This is a genomic window from Rhodococcus baikonurensis, from assembly GCF_040489275.1.
In the GTDB taxonomy this organism is placed as follows: domain Bacteria; phylum Actinomycetota; class Actinomycetes; order Mycobacteriales; family Mycobacteriaceae; genus Rhodococcus_F; species Rhodococcus_F baikonurensis.
The window spans coordinates 634,205-657,883 of sequence record NZ_JBEUOQ010000001.1 but is presented as its reverse complement, the minus strand read 5'-3'; the positions used below and the strand labels follow the sequence as shown (position 1 = coordinate 657,883).

Below are 23,679 nucleotides of genomic sequence, written 5' to 3'. Positions count from 1 at the left end.
TCACTGATCGGACGTTTCGTATCTTTCAGACTCGTCCGGGGCACGTCCCAGGATGGCGAGTTGTAGTTCGGTGAGCAGGCGCGTATCCGGCTCGTCCAACGAAATGCCCATGATCTGTTCAGCACGCCGAATGCGATAGCGCAGCGTGTTCGGATGAACTTTCAGTGAGGAAGCGGCCTTCTTCACGTCCCCGAAAGCTGTCAGATAGGCCGTGAGCGTGAACTGCATGTCAGAAGTGTTCTTGTCGTCGTAGGAGATGAGTCTGTCGATACGAGGGTCACGTAGTCGCTCGTGATCGGCGACGAGATCGAGGATTTCGCCCAGCAACACCGCGGTGCGTGACGCCGCGAGTGTGGTGACCTTCGCGGTGTCGTGATCATCAGTGGTATCGAGCACGCGGTCTACCTCTCGACGCGCCTCGGGCACACCGTGCAACCGCGCGATCGGTACCGCCACGGCGGCACGGACGCTGATGCCCGCACGATTCTCGAGTACTCGCACGGTGTCGTAAGCCCAGTCGCTGATCGCGACCTCGTTTTCGGCCCGAGGAAACAGCACGTAGATCCGGTGGTCGATGATCGTCGTGACCGCGTCGCTGCGGAATGCGCTGGCGCGCAAGCGCAAGGCGTTGGTGATTCGATCGAGATCCGATCCGGGCTCGAGGGAGGTCGCGAATCCGACGACCGCAGCGGGGCCGTCGGTGCTGATGCCGAAGGAGCCGGCGAGGGAGTGCACGTCGATTCCGCCGGAGCGAACACCGAACAACCTTTGCACTTGATCATTTTCGCGGCTGGACGCGTCCAGCGTCCGCATGAGAATGCGTGCGGCGACGGCCGCTGCACCACGCAATACCGCGCCCGCGTCGTCCGACAGTGGTCCTGACGCCTGCTGCACCCAGATGCTGCCGAGATTGTGTTGGTGTGCAACGGAACCCGTCGGCGCCGACAGGTCCGGGCGGGTGATACTCACTGCCAGCCGGTGCGCGGCTCCGATGCCCGGCTCGGAGGGCAGACTGATGACCTCGTCCGAGCGCCTGAGATGCTCGAACACGCCTCTGCTCTCTATCCATTCGGTGTATTCGATCGGCCACTCCCGGCCGAGTATGGAGAGTTGACGGAGCTCGTCTTCACCCTCGTGAGCAGCCGAATACGCGATGACGTGGAGTGCAGTGTCGTCGATCGTCACGAGGCCGCCGGTCAGTTCAGCGATCGTTTCGGAGAGCGCGAACAGATCGGAGTCGCCTCCCGGTACCGCACCCGCCGCGGCCCGTGAACGATACGAACTCTGCGTCAGAAGTCGTTGTACCAGCGAGTAAACGTGGCCGGAACTGGCCTGCGGATGGACCGCGGCCACGGCGATTCCGATGCCTCGTGCGGCGTTGAGTACCGTCGTCGCCTCGCGCGCATTCTTGACGAGCAAGAGCTTCGGCCGACGCCGTGACGGCCTGCCTTCGAACTTTCGCAGCCACTGCGTCAGCGTCGACTCCGGAACTCCGACGGAAAGGTAGATGTCGGAGATCGCACCTCGGCTGTCGGTGCCGTCGATGTCGGAGGACTCGACGAGGGCGATCGAACGGATGTCGATGTCAAGCCCGTCCGGGCTTTCCAGAAGCTCGATCACGGACTTGTCCGTGGAATGCATGAGGGCGCCGAGGGTGGTGCCGACACGCGGCCCGTTACTCCTCGGACTTGTCGACGCGTGCGGGAGGGCTACAGAAAGTGGCTGCACATTTGCTCCTCGGCCGGTTGGTCATTACAGGCTAACCCCGACAGGCGAAATGCAGAATAAGGAAATAGGGGACAAATTTATTCGTCAGGCATCGTGATGCCGAGTTCTTGTGCTTTTTCGGCGACTGCCTCGGGAAATACGTTCTTGAACAGATAAAGGTCTTGGCCGATCACCCAACCGGGTGCCAACGCCGTCGCATATCGCTCGAAGTATCCGAGTTGCTTACCGAAAAGAACCAATTCCTCGGGACTCGCGACACCCCACTGTTTGCCCAATTGAATCAGTGCCATGATCAATTCACTGAGCTTGAGTTCACCCAGGTCACGGCCGAGAATCGGGGCGAGGGCTGTCGCCACCTGCATTCCGAGTTGAGCGTCGTCGACTTCGTAGTCGGTTGCATAACCCAAGGATCGAATTCCGCGAGCGACGCGGGCGAAATCCCCGTCGATGAGAGTCGCGCGGAACATATCGGACAGGATCGAGCGCCACGTTTCCGGAAGAACTCCGACAATGCCGAAGTCGAGCATCGCTATCCGGCCGTCGTCGAGGACCCACAGATTCCCGGCATGTACGTCTCCGTGGAACGGACCGTGAACGATGACAGATTCGAGCCAGACCTTCACACCGCGCCGGATCAGCATTCGGGCTTCGTCGATTCCGTCCGGACCGGCGACGAACCGATCGAGCGGAACGCCCCGCATGCGTTCCATACAGATGACTCGGGGACCGCAGTAGTCCCAGTAGACCTCTGGCGTCGTGACTCCTTTGTTGTCGCCGAACGCACTGATGTTGTTCCGGAAGGTGGTCTGCCGGTCGGCCTCGACTGCGCTGTTCAATTCCGTCATCGTGGCGTTGTGCAGATCGCGAATGATGGCGGTGGCATTGGCAATTCGAAGGAACTCGACAAACTTCTCGAGGATGTTCGCGCCCCAGTACGCCGCCCGCAGGTCGATCAGCATCCGCGCATAGATGTCCGGACGCTGGATCTTGATGACGGCCTCTCGACCGTCGTGCAGAACGCACGCGTGCACCTGTGCAACCGACGCGGCCGCGAGAGGTACATCGTCGAACTTCGCGAACAGGTCGTCCACGGAGTACCCGAGGTCCTTCAGCACGACGCTCCGAGCCTGCTCGGCAGGAAAGGACGGAACGTCGTCGAGACAACGTAGGCACGCATTGGCGACCGGGGCCGGGAACAGGCCGGACGACGACGCGACCAGTTGGCCGAGCTTGACGAAGGTGGGACCCAGTGCGATGAATCCGTCGACCATCCCGTCGGAGGCAGCGTCTGCCCACGTGCGTCCGCGCTTGCGGAAAGGCCACACGATCAGCGCCAACATGATCGACGTGGACAATACGACGGCGATGATCGCGGAACGCCACAGCTGGGCGAGGCCGAAGCGTTCGAGGTCCGGCATGCGGACCTCGAGGGCAGAGGCGGGCACTCCTGACGAGTACGGTCCGACAGGTCGCGTTGGATCCAGCACAGCTCTCCCTCGTTCAACGAGCGCATCCAGCATTTTGCCGTGAGATCACTTACGCGACCCCTTCCGTTAGTCAGTATGCCAAGTCACACATAACTGCCGGAACCGCCTACGGATTCAGCCTACGATCGGTGAATGCGTGAGCACTTGATCCCGATCGGCGAGGTTGCACAATCGTTCGGAATCGCGGCGTCGACCTTGCGCTATTACGAGGACGAAGGACTGCTGTCCGCGCGGTCGCGAACTGGCGGCAAACGCTGGTACGGCCAGCGTGAGCTGCGCCGCCTGGCATTGATCCGGATGTACACCGAGACGGGAATGACCTTGGAACAGGTGCGGTCCTTCATCGAAACCGACACTACGTCCGAGCAGTTCTCCACGGTTCTCGCAGATCAAGTGTCGACCCTCGAGGCGCAGATCGCCGCAGCTACGCGAGCGAAACTTATTCTCGAGCATCACCTGACGTGTCGGCAAGAGCGTCCGATGCAGTGCCCGTGGTTGCTCGAGCAGCTCGACAAACGCGTCGAAGCGGCGCTTGACTTCAAGTTGACTTGAACCTCCATAGTTAGGGCGCACTTACCGCCCTATCCGGAGGTTGACCATGTCGGCACGACGATGGCTGCCGCTCATCGCCGCATGCATCGGAACTTTCTTGTTACTGACGTACGCCACGATCACGACGATCGCGGTGCCGGCCATCGCGGTCGGTTTGGACGGCAGTACGGGCGCGATGTCCTGGGTCGTCGACGCCTACACGCTGGCTTTGGCTGCTCTTCTGGTGGGCATGGGCGCACTCGGTGATGCGTGGGGACGCAAACGCCTCTACATCTGCGGACTGGTCGTGTTCCTGGTGGCAACGGCTGTGTGCGCGATTGCTCCCGACGTCACGGTTCTGGTCGCAGCCCGTGGCGCTCAAGGAATTGCCGGTGCGGCGATGTTCGCGACGCTCCTGCCGCTGCTCGGCGACGCATATTCGGGCCGCGATCGTCACGTCGCCTTTGCTGCGTGGGGAGCCGTCGCCGGATTGGCAGCGGGAATCGGAAATGTTGCAGGAGGGCTGCTGACGCAGTTCTTCGACTGGCGTGCGGTCTTCTATTTCGGAATCCCCGTGGCCGCAGTGGCGCTCGTGATGGCTGTGTTCTGCTTCGAAGACAGTGAGCGAGGCGGCGACAACATCGACTGGGCCGGGATGCTTCTGTTCACCGTCGCTGCCGTTGCCGCGGTTCTCGGCGTGACGTGGGGCGGCGACGTCGGGTGGACTTCGTCATCGACAGTTCCGGCATTCCTGATCGCAATCGGTGCGCTGACGGCCTTTGTGTCCTGGCAGCGTCGAAGCGGCAGCCCGATGCTCGATCCGGCATTGTTCCGATCCTTGAAATTCGACGGCGTTCTCGTCGCGGCGTTCGGGTACTACCTCGCAGCCTACGGCCCGCTCGTGGTTCTTTCACTGTGGCTGCAGAACGGGCTGGGACTGTCGGCATCGACGGCCGCACTTGTGCTCTCGATTCAACCGCTCGCTTTTGTCACAGTGTCGGCGCTGTGTGGATCACGGCTTCAGCGAGTCGACCTTCGACTGTCGCTCGGATTCGGGACGGTCCTGTGCGGAATCGGTTGCGTGGCCATGCTGTACGTTCTCGTCGAGCCGCTCTGGCCCGCGCTGATCGCCGGGCTGATTCTGACCGGTGTCGGTTCGGCGATGGTATCGCCGGTGCTGCCGGGCGCGGCGATGTCGGATGCCCCGACAGAGCGCGCCGGGACGGCTTCAGCGACAGCCAACTCGTCGCGTCAATTCGGGCTTGCCGTCGGAATTGCGTTGTGCGGCTCGCTCTTCGCTGGTTCGGACGAGTTCGCCCTGCTGTGGCCGTTGGTCTTCTGCGCGGGCGTCGGAATGCTCACAGGTTTTACATCGATCCTTCTCTTTTCTCGTTCGTCAACTCCTGCAACAGTTCAACCCATCGCCGAAAGGGCACACACATGACCACGCTGCTCACTCCACGACCGCACAGGTGTCTCGTGATGGACTGGAATCGCCGCAGGTTCCTCGGCGCCGCAGCGGGATTGGCTGCCTCACTGGCAGTGGCCGGTTGCTCGCGCTCGGGTGCAGACGACGGGGGTGTAGGCGATGCAGGCTGGTCCTTCACCGATGATCGCGGAAACCTGATCGAATTGGATTCACCGCCAAGGACATTTGTCGCCTACACCGGTATCGCCGGTGCTCTGTGGGATTACGGACTGGTGCCGGTCGGTGTTTTCGGGGCACTGACACGATCTCTGGGATCGACGGACACCAGCATCTCCGGCAACTTGGATTTCTCGAAGACCGACATGGTCGGGCAACTCTGGGGACAAGTGGAACTCGAGAAGATCGCTGCGCTCGAGCCGGACGTCGTCATCGTCCCTCAGTTGCGCGGGTCGGCATTACTCGACGAGGCGAACTTGGATGCAGTGAAAGGCTTGTCGTCAGTACTTTTCGTGGAAACAGCAACAGGAAACATCGATTCCATCGTGCAGGACATTGTGCAACTGGCCGTGGAACTCGGAGCGGACCAGGATCTGGAGGCGCAGAGAGAGGACTACCGCGCTGCGCGTGAGCGAATCTCCGAAGTTGCTTCCTCCCTGAAGAAATCACCGGTTTTGTTCGTGTCCGCAGATCCGGACACGATTCGTGTCAGTCGTTCGGGATTCCCGATCCTCGCTGATCTGACGGGTCTGGGCCTTGCCGTCGTCGATCCGGCCGAGGGCTCGTCGGTCTACGTCGAGAAACTGGCCTGGGAGATGGCGGACCACTATCCGGTCGACATGATCTTCCTCGACGACCGCCCGTCCAGTTTGCAACTGGATTCGCTCGGCACCAATCCTGCGTGGTCCAACTTGCCCGCGGTGAAGGCAGGGAAGGTCGGCACCTGGAATCCGGAACCCGTGCTCAGTTATGCCGGGATCGCCCGTACGTACAACTCTCTGGCTGACCAACTGCTGGCATTCTCACATTCCTGACCGCCGCGTCGTCTACGACGTATGGACCTCTTCACCGATCTGCCTGCTCGAGTTGATTCCCTCGATTGGCCTGCGCTGATCGAGGGAATCAACGCCAGTGGGTGTGCACAGGCGGCGCCGATACTCGACGAGTCGGAGTGTCGCGAAATCGCTTCCTGGTACTCGGAGGTCGACCGCTTTCGGAGCACCGTCGACATGGCTCGATACCGCTTCGGCCAGGGGGAGTACCGGTACTTCGGTGATCCCGTACCGGAGCCGATCACGGCTATGCGAGCGGCCTTCTACCGGCACCTGCTGCCCGTGGCGCGGGAGTGGGCGTTCGAACTGGGGGACAGTGCGCCGTGGCCGGACACTTTCGAAGAATGGATCGATCAGTGCCACGACGCCGGCCAGAATCGGCCGACCCCGATTCTTCTGTCCTACGGACCCGGCGACTGGAATGCTCTGCATCGGGACCTGTACGGAGAGTTGGTATTTCCCTTGCAAATCGTGATCGGACTCGACAGACCTCGCATCGACCACTCCGGCGGCGAGTTCTTGCTCGTGGAACAGCGGCCGCGCGCCCAGTCGAAAGCGACGGTGACGGTGCTCGAACAGGGGCACGCGTTGATCTTCACCACGCGGGATCGGCCGGTTCAGAGTTCGCGTGGGTGGTCGAGAGCACCTGTGCGGCATGGTGTCAGCGTGGTGCACTCCGGCACGCGTCGAACATTGGGATTGGTGCTTCATGATGCCGAGTAAGACGTACATTCTTCGCGACGCTCGCAACAAACCCTACGAGAGTTCGACGCCCGGTGCGCTTGGTGGGCATCGGAAAACGAAGATCTACGGGCGGCTCGACTGTCGAGGGGCTGCGCAGGCAATCGCACGCGGTGGGTACCTCGCCAGTCGGGTGTTCTTCGCAGACGAGCCGACCGCGATTGCGGCCGGCTATCGCCCCTGCGCCGTCTGCATGCCCGAAGGTTACGCAGCATGGAAGGCAGCCACTACGCACCGAAGCGGTCGCGGTACTCCTTCGGAATGAGCGGCTTGTCGCCGCGGACCTTCAGCTGCTGGACAGCCCGGGTATTGCCGTCCGGGTCGGCGAATCCGAAGAAGGTGCCCCCGTCACGCTCGTCGAAGACGGTGACCTCACTGGCATCGACGCCGCGGTCGATGAGCTCTTGGCGAGCCGTTGCAGCGTCGGCCACGACCAACTGCAATCCCTTCAACGAACCAGGGGCCATCTCGGTTTGCGACGGCAGGTTGCCGATGACGATCGAGCAGCCCGAACCACGCGGAGTGAGCTGGGCGACCGTCATGTGTTCGTTGACGGTGTGGTGGTCGAGATCGAAACCGACCTTGTCACGATAGAACTCGATGGAGCGGTCGAGGTCACTGACGGGGACGATGACTACTTCGAGGGTCCAGTCCATGAAACTGCCTTTCGCTGGGGAGGTTCGGGCAAACAGGTGGTCAGAGTTGCGCGACGATCTTGTCCAGGCGTTCGTAACCTTCGGTGACACCGAGCTCCATATTGCTCTCGATCATTCCGTCTCGCGCTTCGAGGCTCGGATATACGGAATGACCGGAGAGGCGGGTGCGTCCGTTACCCAGATCCTCGAACGTGATCGATTCGATGCTGACGATGTCGGGGAATCCCTCGTATTCGAAGGTCTGGATGGCAAAGTCGTTTTCGCGAACAACGTGAAACACACCGTTGAACCGGAACTCTTCGCCCTCGGGGTTGCGATGGACGTACTTGTATCGACCGCCGCTGACGAACTCGTATTCGTCGATCTCCATCTCGTATCCGTTGGGGCCGAGCCACTGCTTGACCAGTTCGGGATTCGAATGAGCTGCGAAGACGGCACTGACGGGTGCGTCGAACTCACGGGTGATGTCGATGTACGGCACGCCCTCAGGAGCCGTGATGGTGACGGGATTGGTGGTAGCCATGGCTAAGTCTCCTTCTGTGTGGTGCTGAGTAGGTGATCGAGCTTGCGGAACTGTTGTTCGTGGATCAGTCGATAGCGGTCGATCCAGGCGGTCAAAGCCTCGAGAGTTGCGGCGTTGAGATGTACCGGCCGCCGCTGGGCTTCGCGGCTGCGAGTGACCAGACCCGCGGCTTCGAGTACCTGAATATGTTTGGAGACTGCCTGTTTGGTGATCTCGAATGGCTCGGCCAACTCGTTGACCGTGTGGGGGCCGGTGCTCAGACGGGCGATGATCCGCCGTCGTACCGGGTCGGCGAGTGCCATGAACGCCTTGTCGAGACGCTCGTCTGCCCCTGGATCCACGATCACTTGTCAACCATCTCCTTTATCAACCAATCTATTGATTACGATACGAGCCCATGCGGAGGGTGTCAATGCTTCGAAACCGATTAGCGTGGAATTCATGAACGCTCTGATTCCTCGGCCACGCATGGAGGTGGCACCGGGGGCGATTCTCGTTCCGGATTGGCTCAGCATCGAACAACAGCGCAGATTGGTGGCTGAGTGCCGACGGTGGGCGACCGCCCCTGTTCCGATGCGTTCGGCTGTTGTCCCTGGTGGGCACAAGATGTCGGTGCAGACGGTCTGTCTCGGTTGGCATTGGCAGCCGTACAAATACACCCGCACCGCCGACGACGTGAACGGCGCGCCCGTTGCAGCGGTACCTGACTGGCTCGTCGACCTCGGCCGCACCGCAGTCGCCTCTGCCTACGGTGACCCGACTGCGGGGGAGAGGTACACGCCGGACACTGCCCTGATCAATTTCTACGAGGAGGGCGCTCGGATGGGTATGCACCAGGACAAGGACGAGCGTTGCGACGCTCCCGTCGTCTCACTGAGCGTCGGCCAGAGTTGTGTCTTTCGGTTCGGTAATTCCGAGAATCGAAACAAGCCGTACAGCGACGTCGAACTCCATTCGGGTGATCTGTTCGTGTTCGGTGGAGAGTCTCGGTTCGCGTATCACGGAGTGCCGAAAGTTATCGCCGGAAGTGCAAGCCCCGACATCGGTTTGCCGTCCGGGCGGCTGAACATCACCCTGCGGGATACCGGAATGTCCTGAGTTTCAGGTTGATTTCGGCCTCGCGAATGGGAGGATCGGTGGGCAGTTCTCGAAGAAGAAACGGGTATTCAATTTGTCGACATTCCAGGTCATTCTGAGATTGCCATCAACTGTGGTCGTTAGGTTAGACATCAATCTTCGTTTAATCCGTCCAATTGGTCTCGTTTCATGTCAAGATCAACTGACGACCTTTCATGCTGAACGAGAAGGAGATTCGATGCATTCGATCACGCGAGCGGCCCTCGTCGGTGCTGCAGCTCTTCCGTTGGCAATGGCTGCTCCCTCACTGGCCTCAGCTTCCACAGCTGCCGACGTCACCTTCGCTTACAGTGCTTCCGGCTCGACCGTGAGCAACACCATCACCAATAATTCGGGTGGAGCTCTGCAATGCAGCACCTCGCTCGGGAACGCGCCCGGCGGAGTGCTGCCACCGATCGAAGTGACGATCGGTCCAGGACAGACGATCTACGAGAGCGGCGTGATTCCCACCGGCACAACAGTTCAGACGATCAACGATATCCCGGAAGGCTCCTACGTCGTCCTGGCGTCTTGCGGCAGCGTCGATGAACCGACGAGCATGTGGGTATCGGACTACCCAGGACTCGAGCCCTACCTGGCGATGTTCCCGTACACCACGTACGCGGTGCAACAAGCATCCTGGGTGGTCTCACTGCCCAGCGCTGGTGCGCCCACATCAACCCCTGACATGAACTTCGGGAGCTGACACCGTTAGTGGAACTGTGGATCGCCATCTGCCCGAGAGAATCGGTGTCGGGCGCGACCACTGCCGTCATTGTGCAGTCATTGTTTTCATCCATCAGAGCTCGCACCGTTCGTCTGTAGTGACAGCGCAATAGGTCCTGCTCATTGCGCAGGATGATCCCGAATGAGAACTGAAAAGTCTGGGAGGCAGTTGTTTTGGCGAGAGCAACCTTTGTGTCATCAGTACAGTCTCGACCGAAACCAGTGATCGAGACTGATCATGTCTATCTTGTGCATGTCGAGACCCAGCTGGGCAGCAGCTTTCACTGCGTCGGCGCGGGGGATAGAGCTTTGGGGCAGAGTCCAATTGGTCTCCCGCGCATGATGCTCGAGAAGGTCGATGACTGTCCGTGGGGCAGGCTCGTTGACGTGAAGTGTTGAGCCGTAGCGAAATTGGTGTTCTATCGACAGCTCGTGGATAGATCGGGCGAGTAGGTCTACGTCGACTACTGACAGTACCGCGTTGCCGTCGTCGATGATCGAGTCGAGTCGAGAGACAATTCGCGTCAGTGTCGGCAGAAACCATCTGTCGCCGGGTCCGTACACGAGATGGGGCCGGACGACGAGGCCGCCGGCGTCGCGCACGAACTTCTCGGCGAGAGCGCGTGTGCGACTGGCAGGTGAGAGGGGTTTGAGAGGTGCGCCGTTGACCGGCAGGTCTCGAAACGGGCCTGGCCCGTACACCGCGGCGGTGCTGACGTAGAGCAGCCGTTCGACGCCGACGGCGGTGGCGATCGACGCAACGTTACGTATGCCGTGTTCGTTGACGTGAACACACTGTTGTTCGTCGTCGCCCACGTACGACACGCAGCAGATGACGGTCGACGCCTGGCTCATTGCAACTCGTAGAGAGGCGCTTTCGTTGATGTCGCCGATAGTGGCGGCAATTCCGTTGCGGCTGAGTTGTTTGGCCGCGCCGTCCGTGCGAACGAAACCGATCGCAGCGTTTCCGTCCCGGGAAACCAGCTGGTTCATCACCGCCGAGCCGATGAAACCCGTGGCCCCGAGGACCAGAGTCGTCACGGTGTGTCCGTGTCGGGAGCGTTGCTGCCGGGTCTTTCGACGTATCGTTGAGATTCATTCCGTCGGCAACGAGAGCTGGGTAGATCATGCAGGAGCGTGCGGTCCTCACGCGCCAGGCTGTCATTTTGGGTGCTGCGAAGAGTTTTGAGAAGTTCGGGTACTCCGCCAGTCTGGGCACGATCTTGCAACACGGGGGTGTGTCCAAGGGCGCGATGTATTTTCATTTCGCGTCGAAGGAGGAGCTTGCGCACGCGGTCATCGCAGCGCAGCACGGTATGGCGATGGAGGGGACCCGACGGGTTGCTGCGCATTCCGACATTGCGGTCGAAACCCTTGTGCTCGTTTCGCAGGAGATGGCTCGGCAGCTTGTGACGGAGCCCATCGCGCGAGGTGGCATGCGGTTGACGATGGAGATCGGCAGTATTCAAGGTCCCATCGAACAGCCGTACCTCGATTGGATCGAGGCCATCAAGCAGGTGGCAACCCAAGCGGCGGAAGCCGGCGATATCGTCCCGGGCACCGACATCGACGCGTTGGCTCGATTCGTCGTGGGGTCGTTCACCGGAGTGCAGATTCTCTCGGAAATGCTGACGGGCAGAACCGATCTGTACGAGCGGTTGAGTCAGATGTGGAACTTGGTGTTGCCCACGATTGTCCGCGAGGACAAGTTGGCGCATGTCATGCAACTGGCCGCGCTTGCACCGAGAGAGTGGGAACCTCCGAGCGTTTGACGTAAACGACGCTACGAGAAGGGCGTGTCCGTGTCCTGTCATGGTTGGTCCGCAACTGTAAGTTCAAGTTCCGCAGTCGTTTCCAGTTCTTGAGTGAACCGAACTCGGTGCACACGGCCTGACGCGTCGAGTGGAGTCGTTGACACCTCGCACGCCGTTTCCCATTCGGTGAACCTCGGAAAGGTCGCCGAGAGTGAGGCGATACGTGTTGCTGGGGCGCCGGTGCGGTACCGCACCGCCTGTCGAGCGGCCTCGAAAAGAATCATTCCCGGGATGTGGTCGACGGGGTGGTCGAAAAGGGAGTGGTTGCGCGGATCGGGAGTGCAGAACATCGTGTGCCCAGCAGCATCAGTGCTGATGAGCACATCTCCATCGGTTAAACGTCCGACCCGCTCCGAACCGACCACCGCGGTTCCGGTGGGAAGGATGCGCCGACTCGGGCGGTAGTCTTCTCGTCCTTGCCGAATTCGACGGTATCCCTCGGGGCTGACTCCTCGCGCAACAGCTTTGCATCCGGCGACGTGCCGGGCGCCCCCTCGGAGGACCCCCGTCATTTCGACGCCCGAGACCGCTCCGTCGCGATGGGTGAGGTTGTCCACTGTCATCGAGAAACTCAACGGCTCCGCGACTGGTTGCACGTCGAGCGCATCCAACATCTCGAAGCTGAATGTTTCCATGAGGAACTTGTAGTGCAGTGGAATGTCGTATCGGGTGTGGCACAGAAGCACCACTGCCTGCCGGAATGCTTCTGCCACCCCGAGCGGATCGTGTTGCTCGCTCGATGCGTCGAATATTCGGTGCGAGAGCGGGAGTTGCACAGCAACCTGGTACGCCGAGTTCGATTCGATCCGGTAGTCCGTCAGGAAAACCTCGGCAACCGCATGTCTGTGGACGAGATGTCGCGGCACTGTGCGTGTGTATTCCATTGATTGAATGCACCTTTCGATGTTCACTCGTGTCTTCGGCGTCGTGTAGGACCTAATATTCGACGTCCGGGCACGTCGTCGAATCGTCAAAATTGACGATCTTTGCGAAGGTCGAGTTCGATCAGAGTGAGCACCCATCTCAACGAGTGTGTCTATGGGTGCTTCCTGCTAGAAGCGTCCGATCCGAAGCTCCAACGGGTATCTGCGTGTGTCGTGACCAGAGCGGCGGAGCATCCCGCAGGCCTCCAGCTGGGAGTGCACCCCCAGCTTCTGCAAGATGCTTCGGATGTGGGCGCGAACCGTGGTCGGTGCAATGTGGGCGGTTCGAGCAATCGAGTCGACATTGGAACCGCCGTAGAGAAGTCCCATGATTTCGAATTCGCGATCGGTGAGACTGCTGATTCGTGCGAATTCTTCGGCGCGCAACCGGATGCGTTGTACGAGAGAGGAAGTGTCGTGCGCAGGCTGAGCAGAGGTGGGGTTGAGCGCGGCCTGCAGCTCATCGAGCAGCGATGCGAACGGTAGTTGCGAGTTGAGCGCCGTGCGGGCGCCCGCCGCGAGCCCCCGAATCAGGGAGTGGCCGCCACTGAGATCGCCGATCAGGACCGATCCTTCGAGCGCGGAGAGCTCCTTCACCTGCCAATCGACGCCCCCGAGTGGTAGAAGAACAAGCGCTCTACCGTGCTCGCTGGTGTGGTTCTCCAACAGACTCATGTCTGCGGTGTGTGGCCCGGAATCAGCCCTGTCGCTGATTCCGGCAGCGATTGCATGGGCGAATCCTCGATCGCGACGAGTGGTGTACACGGTGACTGTGCTGGAGTGTGTCATAGGGACTACACCGCCGGTGGAGGCCCAATACGCTCTGTTCTCGTTGCCGCGAAACCAACACCGTTGGTTTCAGAGTGGTCTCGTCAGTGCGCCAGCGGTCGCAGTGACCTCTCCATCTGATGCGCACGAGGGTAACGGCAATATCTCAGTTGCCCGTCCGCCTGGAGAAGCTCGCACGTTTGGTTATCGAATTATGTTGGAGCGATGAATGTTTGGGGATGGCTATCTCGAGTAGGCGAGCCGTCGGGCATTTCGTCGGCGGTGTGAACGACACCTCGGTGGCGTGAGGCGTTCAGCCGTCTCGATCGAATTGCCATGCGGCAGGCGCGCCGCCATTCGTGACGTTCTGTCTCGAGCCTGGTCGAGATATTGACTGTTACCGTCGGTTGCACATACCCTGTTGATTGGCGCTGACCTTAGGGAATCCGGCCTGGACCGGTTGATGATTCTCGGCCACTGCCGACGCCAGATGTAGCTTCGCGACGACCTACGAAACGAGTTTCCTCATGACACAGCATGTCGACGTACTGATCATCGGCGCTGGCTTGTCCGGAATCGGCGCGGCTTGCCACCTCATTCGTGAGCAGACCGGAAGCACTTACGCGATCCTCGAGCGCCGCGAGAACATCGGTGGCACCTGGGACCTGTTCAAGTACCCCGGCATCCGTTCGGACTCCGACATGCTCACCTTCGGATTCGGTTTCCGCCCGTGGATCGGCACCAAGGTGCTCGCGGACGGCGCCAGTATTCGTGACTACGTCGAGGAAACCGCGAAGGAATACGGCGTCACCGACCACATCAACTTCGGCCGCAAGGTCGTGGCCATGGACTTCGATCGCGCGAGGGCTCAGTGGACCGTGACCGTCTTGATCGAGGCGACGGGTGCGACCGAGACGTGGACCGCGAACGTCCTCGTCGGCGCCTGTGGTTACTACAACTACGACAAGGGTTACCGCCCCGCCTTCCCCGGTGAGGACGATTTCCGCGGTCAGATCGTGCACCCGCAGCACTGGCCGGAAGATCTCGATTACAGCGGCAAGAAGGTAGTGGTGATCGGGTCCGGTGCCACCGCGATCACACTGATCCCGTCGATGGCTCCCACGGCCGGCCACGTCACCATGCTGCAGCGATCGCCCACGTGGATCCAGGCGCTACCGTCCGAGGACCCTGTTGCCAAGGGTCTCAAGCTCGCACGCGTTCCCGACCAGATTGCTTACAAGATCGGTCGTGCCCGCAATATCGCACTGCAACGCGCCAGCTTTCAGCTCTCACGTACCAATCCGAAGCTGGCGAAGAAGCTGTTCCTCACCCAGATCCGCTTGCAACTCGGCAAGAACGTGGACCTGCGTCACTTCACCCCCAACTACAACCCGTGGGATCAGCGCCTGTGCGTGGTTCCCAACGGGGACCTGTTCAAGGTGCTCAAGAGCGGCAAGGCCGACATCGTCACGGACCGTATCGCCACGTTCACCGAGAAGGGCATCGTGACCGAGTCGGGCCGCGAACTCGAGGCCGACATCATCGTCTCGGCGACGGGCTTGAACGTACAGATCCTGGGCGGTGCGACCATGAGCATCGACGGCGAGCCGGTCAAGCTCAACGAGACAGTCGCCTACAAGAGTGTTCTCTACTCCGACATCCCGAACTTCCTGATGATCCTCGGATACACCAACGCATCCTGGACGCTCAAGGCCGATCTGGCCGCGTCCTATCTGTGTCGCGTGCTCAAGATCATGCGTAAGCGCGACTACACGACTTTCGAGGTTCACGCCGAACCCGAGGACTTCGCCGAAGAATCTCTCATGGGCGGAGCTCTGACCTCGGGCTACATCCAGCGCGGCGACGGAGAAATGCCGCGTCAGGGTGCCCGCGGTGCGTGGAAAGTGGTCAACAATTACTACCGCGACCGCAAGCTGATGCACGACGCCGAGATCGAAGACGGTGTGCTGCAGTTCAGCAAGGTCGACATTCCGGTCGAACCTGTCAGCAAGGTTGTCAGTGCCTAGCCGACTTCACTGAGGCGAGCCGGTCGCACCACTCGAACGTCGGCGAATGGGCTGGCGATGTTGCGTCGGCGCACCCGATCGCGTCACGGGGTTCGTGATCGGTGAGTTCGCTTCCGCAATCGTCGGTTGTGCATCACGACGGGCAGAACATAGGCAGCGACCATGATCACGGCCAGCAGTCCGAGGTAGAGGTAGGGCCAGGTCCATCCCGCTGCTCGTATGGCCAGCAACGATCCGCCCATGATCAAGGGCATCCCGGCCCCGGCGAGCAGGTCGACGTCACGGGGCGAGACGGGTGGGGTTCCGAGCAGGGGTACGCGGCTGTCCGAGTTTTCTCTGATCGTGCGCATTACTGAAATGAAGTAGAGGGCGGCGCCGGCGATCGCGATCACCGCGCCAAGTGCAACTTCGACGACGCCGGTTCTCGTGGACATCAAGGCGTAGGCAAATACGCCCACCGTTCCCAGAGTGACCGGCGCCGACTTCCAGATCGGCGTCGAGGTATGAGTGTCCTCGGTGACGCTCACCGGGCGCATCGGTTCGAGGGGCTCCATCAACCCAGCGTGCCATGTGCTGCACGATAAACAAACTGCTTGTGCCGTTTCTGGCAGACTCCGGCCGCCAGGCCTGGATGTCGGGACCCATCACTACGATTCTCGTCGTGACCGATTACGACGATCTCGACATGTTCGGTGGCCTCGACGCCTCCTCCCTGCCGCTCCGCCAGCAGCAGATTCTGATGACCATCCGGGATCTCGTGGCTGCCAACGGGTGCACGCCGAGCACGCGGCAGATCGGAGACGCGGTTGGTCTGCGCTCGACGTCGACGGTGTCCAAGCACCTCAAGAGTCTCGAAGAGAAGGGCTTCCTCCGTAGGGGAGCAGCCATGGCTCGGCAGTTGGACGTGCGGCCGTTCCTCGCAGGCGCGAAGGAACCGTCGTCGTCGAACACCGTGACGGTTCCGGTGGTCGGTGACATTGCCGCCGGCGCGCCGATCCTCGCGGAGGAGCACACCGACGAGGTGCTGGCGCTTCCTCGCGAGCTCGTCGGTTCCGGCACGGTATTCGGGCTTCGGGTGCGTGGTGAATCGATGGTCGACGCAGCTATCTGCGACGGAGACGTCGTCGTGGTGCGCCGTCAGGACGAGGCCCACTCCGGCGAGATCGTCGCCGCGATGATCGACGGCGAGGCCACCGTGAAGGTGCTCCGGCGCCGCGACGGTCACGTGTACCTCGAACCCCGCAATCCCGCATACAGCGTCATCGACGGCGATCGCGCGGCCATCCTGGGCAAGGTCGTTTCCGTGATGCGACGTATCTGAGGGGTGTCCGGTCTCAGCGGCGATTGGCGCGGGGACCGTTGTATTCCTCATCGGTGACTTTGTCGCCCCATGTCGTTTCGGTGCTTCCGTCGCCGGGTCCTTCCCACAGTGCAAGGTGGCTCATGAAACGGTCGGGTGCTGCGCCGTGCCAGTGTTCCTCTCCCGCCGGGGTATAGACGGTCTCACCCGGGTGTAGTTCGACGATCTCGCCGCCGCGAGCTTGAACCAGCGCGGTCCCGGAGACGATGTGAAGGGTCTGTCCGAGGGAGTGGGAATGCCAGTCGGTTCGCGCACACGGTGCAAAGCGAACCATGTTGGCGCGCATCCTCGACGGCTCCTGGCCGGCATAGATGACGTCCCACCAGACGTCGCCGGTGAACCAGTCGCCGGGTGCCTTGCTGGTGGGCTGGGGCTTCAAGATTTCCATGAGGTCTCCTCGGAATCGAAAGGGCCGGTTCAGTTCTGCGTCAGCGGAATCCGTAGGCCGAGCGCACGTACAGTTGGTTGTCGGCACGGACGACCCAAATCGCGACGTACGGCCTTGCGGTGCCGTCGCGGCGGTTAGAGGAGATCTGCAATTCCTCGGCACCGCCGATCTTGGTCAGTTCAGCCTCGGTCCACGAGTGCGCCATCTCGAATTCCATTCCTCGGTTCGAATTGCTTTGTGGGACTTCGCGTTCTCGTGGACGGGACGATCAGTGCGAGGGCGATGACGAGACAAGCGGCGAGCAGGGCGGTTCCTGCAGTGAGAGCCGTGGACACGTGATCGGTGAGTGCCGTTGCAGCGTCGTCGGCAGAGGATCCGGCTCCTGACGAGACCGCGACGAGTACGCCGAGTCCGAGAGCGCTGCCCAGTTGGTGTGCAGTGTTGACCAATCCTGATGCGGCACCGGCATCCTCGGCCTTTACCCCGGAGATCCCGGCAGAAGTCAGTGGGGCGAAAGCCAACCCCTGACCGGCGCCGATCAAGATCATCGGAAGTGCTATCGCCGTGAGGTACGTGCTGCCGGGATGGACCAGACTGAGCCACGCCATCCCGGTTAGGGTGACGGCAATGCCAACCGACAGAATTGTGGAATTTCCGAATCGCGGTGTCAGTCGCGGAATAAGCATCGCCACAGCAAAATTGACGATCGTCATCGGGAAGAACGCGATGCCTGCTTGGAACGCGCTGAAGCCCATGACGCCTTGGAGTAGCTGAGTCGTGAAGTAGAAGAATCCGATCATGGCACCCAGATAGAGTATTCGGGCGGCATAAGCGCCGGATCGCTCCCGGCTACGGAACAACCGCAGTGGCATGATCGGCTGCTCCGCTCTCGCTTCGTTGAGGAAGAGCAGGATCAGTAGTATCGCCCCAGCCGCCAGTGTCGAAACAGTGATCGGTGAGGTCCACCCCGCGTCGGCCGAGTTGACGATGCCGAAGACGAGCATGGTCATGCCGAGTGTCGCGAGAACAGCACCGGCCACATCGAAACGTCCGGTGCTCGGCTGGGTTTCCGGAATGAACCGGGGAGCGAGCACGATCATCGCGATTCCGATCGGAACGTTGATGAAAAAGCCCGCGCGCCAGGACACCCAGTCGGCAAGGGCGCCGCCGATCACGAGTCCGAGGCTGGCGCCTATTCCCGCCGCAGCGCCGTACCAGGCAACAGCACGCGTTCGCCCCGGGCCGGGCGGAAAGCTGGCCGTCAGCAGTGACAGCGACGCCGGGGCCACCACTGCGGCTCCGACGCCTTGGAGAGCGCGCGCTGCGATGAGCCACCAACCGTTCGACGCGACCCCGACGAGAAACGACGCAATCGCGAAAATTGCGAGACCGGCCACGAATACGCGACGACGGCCGAAGATGTCCCCGAGACGAGCACCCAGCAGGAGAAGCCCGCCGAAGACCAGGGTGTAGGCGTCCTGGACCCAGGACAGCCCGGTTGCCGAGTAACCCATGCTGCTTTGGATGCTGGGCAGCCCGGTGAAGATGATCGAATTGTCGAGCAGGATCATGAAATAGCTGATCAGAATGATCGCCAAGATCGCGGTGGAATTGATGCGACCGGCAACGGGACGGGTGGCAGTGTGGGTCACGCGCTTCTTCTTCGCAAGTGGTGGACCTTCGCAAATGGTGGATTACGGGCGGACGAGGACCTTCAACGATTCACGGGAATCCATGGCGCGGTAGCCTTCCGCAACGTCGTCGAGCCCGACGGTGCGGTCGAAGACCTTGCCCGGCTCGATCTTTCCGTCGAGTACATCCGGCATCAGCTCCTCGATGTACGCGCGCACCGGGGCCGGTCCACCGGTGAGCGTGATGTTCGGTCCGAAGAGCGACCCGAAACCGATTGGAGCTTCTTCGTATTGGGGTACTCCGACTCGGCTGATGACGCCGCCCGGTCGGACAACTCCGAGCGACTGCTCGTAGGCAGGCATGTGGCCTACCGCTTCGAGGACGACGTGAGTGCCGTCGCCGCCGGTCAGTTCGCGGACCTTCTCGACGCCCTCGTCACCACGTTCGGTAACTACATCGGTGGCTCCGAAATCGACACCGAGGTCCGTACGGGCCTTGTGGCGCCCCATCAGGATGATGCGCTCGGCACCGAGGCGTTTGGCGGAGAGTACGGCCATCAGCCCCACTGCTCCATCGCCGATAACTGTGACCGTCGTGCGTTCGTTGACGCCACCCTTGACCGCCGCGTGATAGCCGGTGCCGAAGACGTCGGAGAGCGTCAGCAGTGATGGCAGGAGTTCGGAATCCTCACCGACCGGCGCCTTGACCAGGGTGCCGTCTGCCAACGGCACTCGGATGGCCTCCGCCTGACCGCCTCCGATCCCGTTTCCGGCCCAGAATCCGCCGTGTCGGCAGGAGGTCTGCAAGCCTTCGCGGCAGAAGTCGCATGTTCCGTCCGACCAGGCGAAGGGGGCGATGACGAAGTCGCCGTTCTTCAACGTGGACACCTCGCGACCGGTCTCTTCCACTACTCCGACGAATTCGTGGCCCATCGGGGAACCACCGGGCGTCGCCGGCATGTTGTGGTAAGGGTGCAGGTCAGAGCCGCAAACGCAGGCCCTGACGACCCGCACGATCGCGTCCGTCGGCTGCTGCAGTACCGGATCGGGCACGGTCTCGACTCGAACGTCTCCGGCGCCGTACATGATGGTTGCTCGCATGGTGTCCCCTCTTGCTTCTGGTGTCGCGTGCGTAGAAGTCGACGTTTCTGCGTGAACCGGTCGACTGCAATCAGTCAACGCCGCGCCTCGCGGGCGCGGGAGTGTCTGTTGTTCCAGGTAACGGCAGTACCTCCCTCGGCCATCGCCGCTCGAGTAACGTGAACTGCATGGACAACCGAGCCGAGATTCGCGAATTCCTCAGCTCCCGTCGTGCTCGCATCACACCCGAGCAGGCAGGGCTGCCGGCCTACGGCGGAAACCGCCGCGTCAAGGGGTTGCGCCGTGAGGAAGTCGCTCTGCTCGCCGGTGTGAGCATCGACTACTACGTGCGCATGGAACGCGGAAATCTGGCGGGAGCATCGGACTCGGTGCTCGAAAGCCTTTCCCGAGCATTGCAACTCGACGAAGCCGAAACTGCCCATTTGTACGACCTCGCGAAAGCCGCCAGTGCAGGCGCGCCGAGTAGAAAGCGGCCCGCCCCCAAGGGCGTGAGCCCGGCGATTCAGCAGATACTCGACGCCATCACGGACGCGCCGGCGTGGGTACGCAATGCCAGGCACGACATGCTGGCGGCCAATCGCATGGCGCGCGCGTTGTATTCGCCAGTCTTGGCTGATCCGCGTAGGCCGGCGAACAACGCCCGCTTCGTGTACCTGGACCCGGCGTCGCAGGACTTCTTCGTAGATTGGGAGCGCGCGGCAGACGACATCGCCGCGATGCTCCGCTCGGAAGCGGGGCGCAACCCCCACGACAAGGCGCTGACCGAGCTCATCGGTGAACTTGCCACTCGGAGTGAGGTATTCCGTACCCGGTGGGCGAAACACAATGTGCGCTTTCATCGGACGGGTTTCAAGAAGGTTCGTCACCCCGTCGTCGGCGACCTGGAGCTGAACTTCGAGGCGATGGAACTGCCGTCCAATCCCGGTCTGACACTGCTGGTCTACACCGCCGCGCCCGGGACGCCCACGGCTGATGCACTCAAACTCCTGGCGAGTTGGGCGGCAACCCAGGATCAGTTGGATCCGGCGAACGACAGCGAAGCGGCGCTCTGATTTCGATCGGCAGTAAACGTGCCGATTCAGCTCAGATGCGTTACCGCCCAGGCTACTTGGTCTCCACCTCGTCGCTTGGCTCGATACATCGCGTTGTCGGCGTCGGCAAGTATTCGATCGATGGTTCCGGACGCGTCCGGGATTGTCGAGGACAGCCACACGCTGGCTCCGACACTCACCGAGATCGTCTGTCTGCCGGCAGGCTTCGAGATCGAGTTGTGGATGTCGACCACGGTTTGTTCGATGCGACGTGGCTCGACAGGCATGAGAATCACGAACTCGTCACCGCCGGTCCGCGCGACCAGTCCGGTCTCTCCGACGGCCGAGTTCAGTCGTCGGCCCACTGTCACCAGTATTCGATCACCTTCTGCGTGACCGAGTTTGTCGTTGACGCTCTTGAACGAATCGACGTCGATCACCACCGCGAGAACAACGTGTCCCTGGAGTTCGCCGACACCGAACAGCTGTTGCCAGACGTTGTGCAGCCCACGTCGGTTCAGAGCAGCGGTGAGTGGATCGCGCCAAGAGTGTCGTGCATCGTCGGTCAAGTACAAGACGAGGAAATGCACGGTCATCGCGGCTGAGGCGATGACACACCCGATGACGAATCCGGTGGACACCGACAGCGAAGAGTCGGTATCCGGATCGGTTACAGCTCGAATTGTCAGTAGGGCAACGACGAACAGCGCGCCGATGATCTGTGCAGTGACTATCCGGGGGCTGTGGAATACCGACGAATAGTTCGCGACGACCACGAACAGAACGGCGCCGGTCAATGCCAGGAAACTCGCATGGATTCCGGCGAGCAGTATCAAGGACAAACAGATGTTGGTGAGCGCAATGAATCGAACGGATTGGCGGTGGCTCGGCCAGGACCGTCCGAGTGACCAACGAACCATGCAGTACAGCGCGATCATGCATGCCGTGCCCGCCGCGAGCCGTTCAGGGAGTTCGGTTGCGCCGCCCTTCACGAATTGAGCCAGTACGGCGAGTGCCACGAACACAGCACACCAAAAGGTGACGACCACCCTGGCTGTCCCCAACATCGATCGAGCAGCCAGGAACCTCGGGAACCATTCGCCGTCGTAGGCAAGAGACCACCAGCGACTCAACAGTCCAGTTGTTTGACGAATGTTCTGCCCCAACCCCGCAGTGCCACTGACTCCCATGAAACCCCCTCCGAGATCTTGCGAAAATTCCCGGAAGATTCTTCGTCAAGATTTGATCCCCGAACAAGGTACCCGATAGTTGAACGATGGATTGATGTCTCGTGAGGTGAGGACTGCTAGGGCGTGATCGGCGCGGTCAGGATCTTTCTGAGGGCCGGAAGATCCAGGGTTGCAGCAAGATCTGCAATAGTGACCCCTGACAGCGATGCGCGCCAGGCTTTTTCGGCGTCGGCCATCACTTTGGCAATTCCGCAGGCGGAACGGCACTGTTCCGGTGGGGCGGCGAGGATTCCTTGCTGTCGAATCTCCGTGCACCGGAAAGCAGGTTCGGTGCCGTCGACGGCCTGCACGACGTCGAGAACGGTGATCTTCTCGGGAGTTCGGGTGAGGACGTACCCGCCGTCACGGCCCTCGGTCGGATTGACCAGACCGGCGTGCGCGAGCGCTCGCAGATGCTTCGCCAGGTATGTCTTCGACACCCCGTGAAGTTCGGCGAGTCTGGCTGTGGGTACCGGCCCCTCGGCCTGGCTGAGAACCACACAGCAGTGGAGTGACCACTCCACGCCTCCGGAAAGCTTCATGATTGGACTCTATCGACGCCGCGGAAAGTGGTGCGGGTCGGACATCGGTTCAGCAGTCGATGTCAGGCCTTCTCGGCAAGCCACGCGTCGTACGTTGTCGGCGCAATCCATGCATCGGCGCCGGGTGTCGGGGTGAGTGCCGAGTTGTCGAGTTTCGCGCCGAAGTAGCCGGCCTCGGGATCGGAGATCACCGAACGCTTGTCGCCGGTGACGAGGAACAGGCGCCGGACCAGTTCGTCGATACCCAGCGGTTCGGGCCCGGCGATCTCGACCGTGCCGTTACGCGGCGCACCGGTCACTACCTCGGCGACGTGAGAAACGACGTCCCGCGACGCAATGGGTTGCAGATGTGCCGGCGTCGCATGGACCGTGCCGTCAGTGGTTCCGGCGTCGGCGATTCCGGCGACGAACTCGAAGAATTGGGTGGAGCGGACGATCGTGTAGGGGGTCGGGCCGGCCTTGACCAGGTCTTCCTGGGCGACCTTGGCTCGCATGTACCCGGAATCGGGAAGTCGATCGGCGCCGACGATGGACAGGATGACGTGGTGACCGACTCCCGCCTTCTCTTCCGCAGCGAGGATATGGCTGGTTCCGTCACGGAAGAAGGCCAAGACGTCTTCGTCCGACCACGAAGGGGAATTGGTCAGATCCACGACGACGTCGGCCCCCTCGACTGCCTCGGCGATACCTGCGCCGGTGGTGATGTCGATCCCGTCGCCGCGACCGAGTGCCTTCACGTCGTGCCCGGCATCAGCGAGCCTGGCGGCGACCTGGCTTCCGATGAGTCCGCTTCCGAAAATGACGATTTTCATGATTTTCTCCTTTACTTGGATAAGTCGTGTCCAAGTATACTCGGACATGACTTATCCAAGTCAAGGG

Annotated in this window: 27 protein-coding genes; 11 read left to right on the top strand and 16 right to left on the bottom strand. The window is 61.4% G+C overall.

The window, feature by feature from the left end:
- Both ABWI03_RS03345 and ABWI03_RS03340 read right to left on the bottom strand, forming a co-directional pair.
- The gene (locus tag ABWI03_RS03345; protein WP_298776937.1) at window positions 1-1,728 is read right to left on the bottom strand and encodes a PucR family transcriptional regulator; all 1,728 of its coding nucleotides are present in this window, start codon (window positions 1,726-1,728) and stop codon (window positions 1-3) included.
- A 77-nt stretch (window positions 1,729-1,805) separates the two neighbouring features.
- On the bottom strand, window positions 1,806-3,215 hold the full coding sequence (locus ABWI03_RS03340; protein ID WP_235170456.1) for an ABC1 kinase family protein: 1,410 nt from the start codon (window positions 3,213-3,215) through the stop codon (window positions 1,806-1,808).
- 132 nt (window positions 3,216-3,347) lie between these two features.
- Between ABWI03_RS03340 and ABWI03_RS03335 the strand changes: the two genes are divergently transcribed.
- The 5 genes from ABWI03_RS03335 to ABWI03_RS03315 are packed head-to-tail and all read left to right on the top strand — an operon-like array spanning window position 3,348 to window position 7,230.
- Window positions 3,348-3,767 (top strand): MerR family transcriptional regulator, encoded by a 420-nt coding sequence (locus tag ABWI03_RS03335; protein WP_214880346.1) that lies wholly within the window; start codon window positions 3,348-3,350, stop codon window positions 3,765-3,767.
- A gap of 46 nt (window positions 3,768-3,813) precedes the next feature.
- Window positions 3,814-5,190: an MFS transporter gene (locus ABWI03_RS03330; RefSeq protein WP_298776938.1), complete on the top strand. Its 1,377-nt coding sequence runs from the start codon at window positions 3,814-3,816 to the stop codon at window positions 5,188-5,190.
- Between the two features lie 38 nt (window positions 5,191-5,228).
- Window positions 5,229-6,206, top strand: a complete 978-nt coding sequence (locus ABWI03_RS03325) for an ABC transporter substrate-binding protein (protein WP_298776940.1) — start codon at window positions 5,229-5,231, stop codon at window positions 6,204-6,206.
- A gap of 21 nt (window positions 6,207-6,227) precedes the next feature.
- Window positions 6,228-6,947 (top strand): 2OG-Fe(II) oxygenase, encoded by a 720-nt coding sequence (locus ABWI03_RS03320; RefSeq protein ID WP_124569575.1) that lies wholly within the window; start codon window positions 6,228-6,230, stop codon window positions 6,945-6,947.
- The gene (locus ABWI03_RS03315) at window positions 6,937-7,230 is read left to right on the top strand and encodes an Ada metal-binding domain-containing protein (RefSeq protein ID WP_235172359.1); all 294 of its coding nucleotides are present in this window, start codon (window positions 6,937-6,939) and stop codon (window positions 7,228-7,230) included. Before ABWI03_RS03320 ends, ABWI03_RS03315 begins: the two co-directional genes overlap by 11 nt.
- On the opposite strand, the gene ABWI03_RS03310 is transcribed toward ABWI03_RS03315, so the two are convergent.
- The 3 genes from ABWI03_RS03310 to ABWI03_RS03300 are packed head-to-tail and all read right to left on the bottom strand — an operon-like array spanning window position 7,193 to window position 8,491.
- Window positions 7,193-7,621, bottom strand: coding sequence for a VOC family protein (locus tag ABWI03_RS03310; RefSeq protein ID WP_298776942.1), 429 nt, complete (start codon window positions 7,619-7,621; stop codon window positions 7,193-7,195). The two genes, ABWI03_RS03315 and ABWI03_RS03310, sit on opposite strands and share 38 nt — an antisense overlap.
- 40 nt (window positions 7,622-7,661) lie before the next feature.
- A complete protein-coding gene (locus tag ABWI03_RS03305) occupies window positions 7,662-8,144 on the bottom strand; it encodes an SRPBCC family protein (RefSeq protein WP_095971994.1) in 483 nt (160 codons plus the stop codon).
- 2 nt (window positions 8,145-8,146) lie between these two features.
- Window positions 8,147-8,491 carry an ArsR/SmtB family transcription factor gene (locus ABWI03_RS03300; protein WP_029256427.1) on the bottom strand — a complete coding sequence of 115 codons (345 nt, stop codon included), beginning with the start codon at window positions 8,489-8,491 and terminating at the stop codon, window positions 8,147-8,149.
- 94 nt (window positions 8,492-8,585) lie between these two features.
- Here ABWI03_RS03300 and ABWI03_RS03295 point away from each other — a divergent pair, with 94 nt between their 5' ends.
- Window positions 8,586-9,242 carry an alpha-ketoglutarate-dependent dioxygenase AlkB family protein gene (locus tag ABWI03_RS03295; RefSeq protein ID WP_095972113.1) on the top strand — a complete coding sequence of 219 codons (657 nt, stop codon included), beginning with the start codon at window positions 8,586-8,588 and terminating at the stop codon, window positions 9,240-9,242.
- A gap of 217 nt (window positions 9,243-9,459) precedes the next feature.
- A complete protein-coding gene (locus ABWI03_RS03290) occupies window positions 9,460-9,966 on the top strand; it encodes a hypothetical protein (RefSeq protein WP_200317062.1) in 507 nt (168 codons plus the stop codon).
- A 218-nt stretch (window positions 9,967-10,184) separates the two neighbouring features.
- On the opposite strand, the gene ABWI03_RS03285 is transcribed toward ABWI03_RS03290, so the two are convergent.
- Window positions 10,185-11,027, bottom strand: coding sequence for an NAD-dependent epimerase/dehydratase family protein (locus ABWI03_RS03285; RefSeq protein ID WP_298776946.1), 843 nt, complete (start codon window positions 11,025-11,027; stop codon window positions 10,185-10,187).
- 86 nt (window positions 11,028-11,113) lie between these two features.
- Between ABWI03_RS03285 and ABWI03_RS03280 the strand changes: the two genes are divergently transcribed.
- Window positions 11,114-11,758, top strand: a complete 645-nt coding sequence (locus ABWI03_RS03280) for a ScbR family autoregulator-binding transcription factor (protein WP_019745609.1) — start codon at window positions 11,114-11,116, stop codon at window positions 11,756-11,758.
- 38 nt (window positions 11,759-11,796) lie between these two features.
- Here ABWI03_RS03280 and ABWI03_RS03275 read toward each other — a convergent pair whose 3' ends face one another.
- Entirely contained in the window at window positions 11,797-12,684 is an 888-nt protein-coding gene (locus tag ABWI03_RS03275; RefSeq protein ID WP_298776947.1) for a ScbA/BarX family gamma-butyrolactone biosynthesis protein, read from the bottom strand.
- Between the two features lie 168 nt (window positions 12,685-12,852).
- The gene (locus ABWI03_RS03270; RefSeq protein ID WP_298776948.1) at window positions 12,853-13,512 is read right to left on the bottom strand and encodes a LuxR C-terminal-related transcriptional regulator; all 660 of its coding nucleotides are present in this window, start codon (window positions 13,510-13,512) and stop codon (window positions 12,853-12,855) included.
- Between the two features lie 506 nt (window positions 13,513-14,018).
- Between ABWI03_RS03270 and ABWI03_RS03265 the strand changes: the two genes are divergently transcribed.
- Window positions 14,019-15,518 (top strand): flavin-containing monooxygenase, encoded by a 1,500-nt coding sequence (locus tag ABWI03_RS03265; protein WP_298776950.1) that lies wholly within the window; start codon window positions 14,019-14,021, stop codon window positions 15,516-15,518.
- A gap of 83 nt (window positions 15,519-15,601) precedes the next feature.
- On the opposite strand, the gene ABWI03_RS03260 is transcribed toward ABWI03_RS03265, so the two are convergent.
- The gene (locus ABWI03_RS03260; protein WP_298776951.1) at window positions 15,602-16,072 is read right to left on the bottom strand and encodes a hypothetical protein; all 471 of its coding nucleotides are present in this window, start codon (window positions 16,070-16,072) and stop codon (window positions 15,602-15,604) included.
- Window positions 16,073-16,149: 77 nt separating this feature from the next.
- Between ABWI03_RS03260 and lexA the strand changes: the two genes are divergently transcribed.
- A complete protein-coding gene (lexA, locus tag ABWI03_RS03255; RefSeq protein ID WP_298777738.1) occupies window positions 16,150-16,839 on the top strand; it encodes a transcriptional repressor LexA in 690 nt (229 codons plus the stop codon).
- Window positions 16,840-16,852: 13 nt separating this feature from the next.
- On the opposite strand, the gene ABWI03_RS03250 is transcribed toward lexA, so the two are convergent.
- The 4 genes from ABWI03_RS03250 to ABWI03_RS03235 are packed head-to-tail and all read right to left on the bottom strand — an operon-like array spanning window position 16,853 to window position 19,998.
- The gene (locus tag ABWI03_RS03250; RefSeq protein ID WP_296552662.1) at window positions 16,853-17,266 is read right to left on the bottom strand and encodes a (R)-mandelonitrile lyase; all 414 of its coding nucleotides are present in this window, start codon (window positions 17,264-17,266) and stop codon (window positions 16,853-16,855) included.
- A gap of 40 nt (window positions 17,267-17,306) precedes the next feature.
- Entirely contained in the window at window positions 17,307-17,471 is a 165-nt protein-coding gene (locus tag ABWI03_RS03245; protein WP_298776952.1) for a DUF2255 family protein, read from the bottom strand.
- A complete protein-coding gene (locus ABWI03_RS03240) occupies window positions 17,446-18,918 on the bottom strand; it encodes an MFS transporter (protein ID WP_298776953.1) in 1,473 nt (490 codons plus the stop codon). The genes ABWI03_RS03245 and ABWI03_RS03240 overlap by 26 nt, the downstream gene beginning before the upstream one ends.
- 42 nt (window positions 18,919-18,960) lie before the next feature.
- Window positions 18,961-19,998, bottom strand: coding sequence for a zinc-dependent alcohol dehydrogenase family protein (locus ABWI03_RS03235; RefSeq protein WP_235170441.1), 1,038 nt, complete (start codon window positions 19,996-19,998; stop codon window positions 18,961-18,963).
- 167 nt (window positions 19,999-20,165) lie between these two features.
- On the opposite strand from ABWI03_RS03235, the gene ABWI03_RS03230 reads away from it, so the two are divergent.
- Window positions 20,166-21,050 carry a helix-turn-helix transcriptional regulator gene (locus tag ABWI03_RS03230; protein ID WP_007729733.1) on the top strand — a complete coding sequence of 295 codons (885 nt, stop codon included), beginning with the start codon at window positions 20,166-20,168 and terminating at the stop codon, window positions 21,048-21,050.
- 26 nt (window positions 21,051-21,076) lie between these two features.
- Here ABWI03_RS03230 and ABWI03_RS03225 read toward each other — a convergent pair whose 3' ends face one another.
- From ABWI03_RS03225 to ABWI03_RS03215, 3 genes are all read right to left on the bottom strand, one after another.
- On the bottom strand, window positions 21,077-22,219 hold the full coding sequence (locus ABWI03_RS03225) for a GGDEF domain-containing protein (RefSeq protein ID WP_298776956.1): 1,143 nt from the start codon (window positions 22,217-22,219) through the stop codon (window positions 21,077-21,079).
- A gap of 116 nt (window positions 22,220-22,335) precedes the next feature.
- Entirely contained in the window at window positions 22,336-22,800 is a 465-nt protein-coding gene (locus ABWI03_RS03220) for an RrF2 family transcriptional regulator (RefSeq protein ID WP_296552658.1), read from the bottom strand.
- Window positions 22,801-22,862: 62 nt separating this feature from the next.
- Window positions 22,863-23,612 (bottom strand): SDR family oxidoreductase, encoded by a 750-nt coding sequence (locus tag ABWI03_RS03215; RefSeq protein WP_298776958.1) that lies wholly within the window; start codon window positions 23,610-23,612, stop codon window positions 22,863-22,865.
- Window positions 23,613-23,679 lie beyond the last annotated feature (67 nt).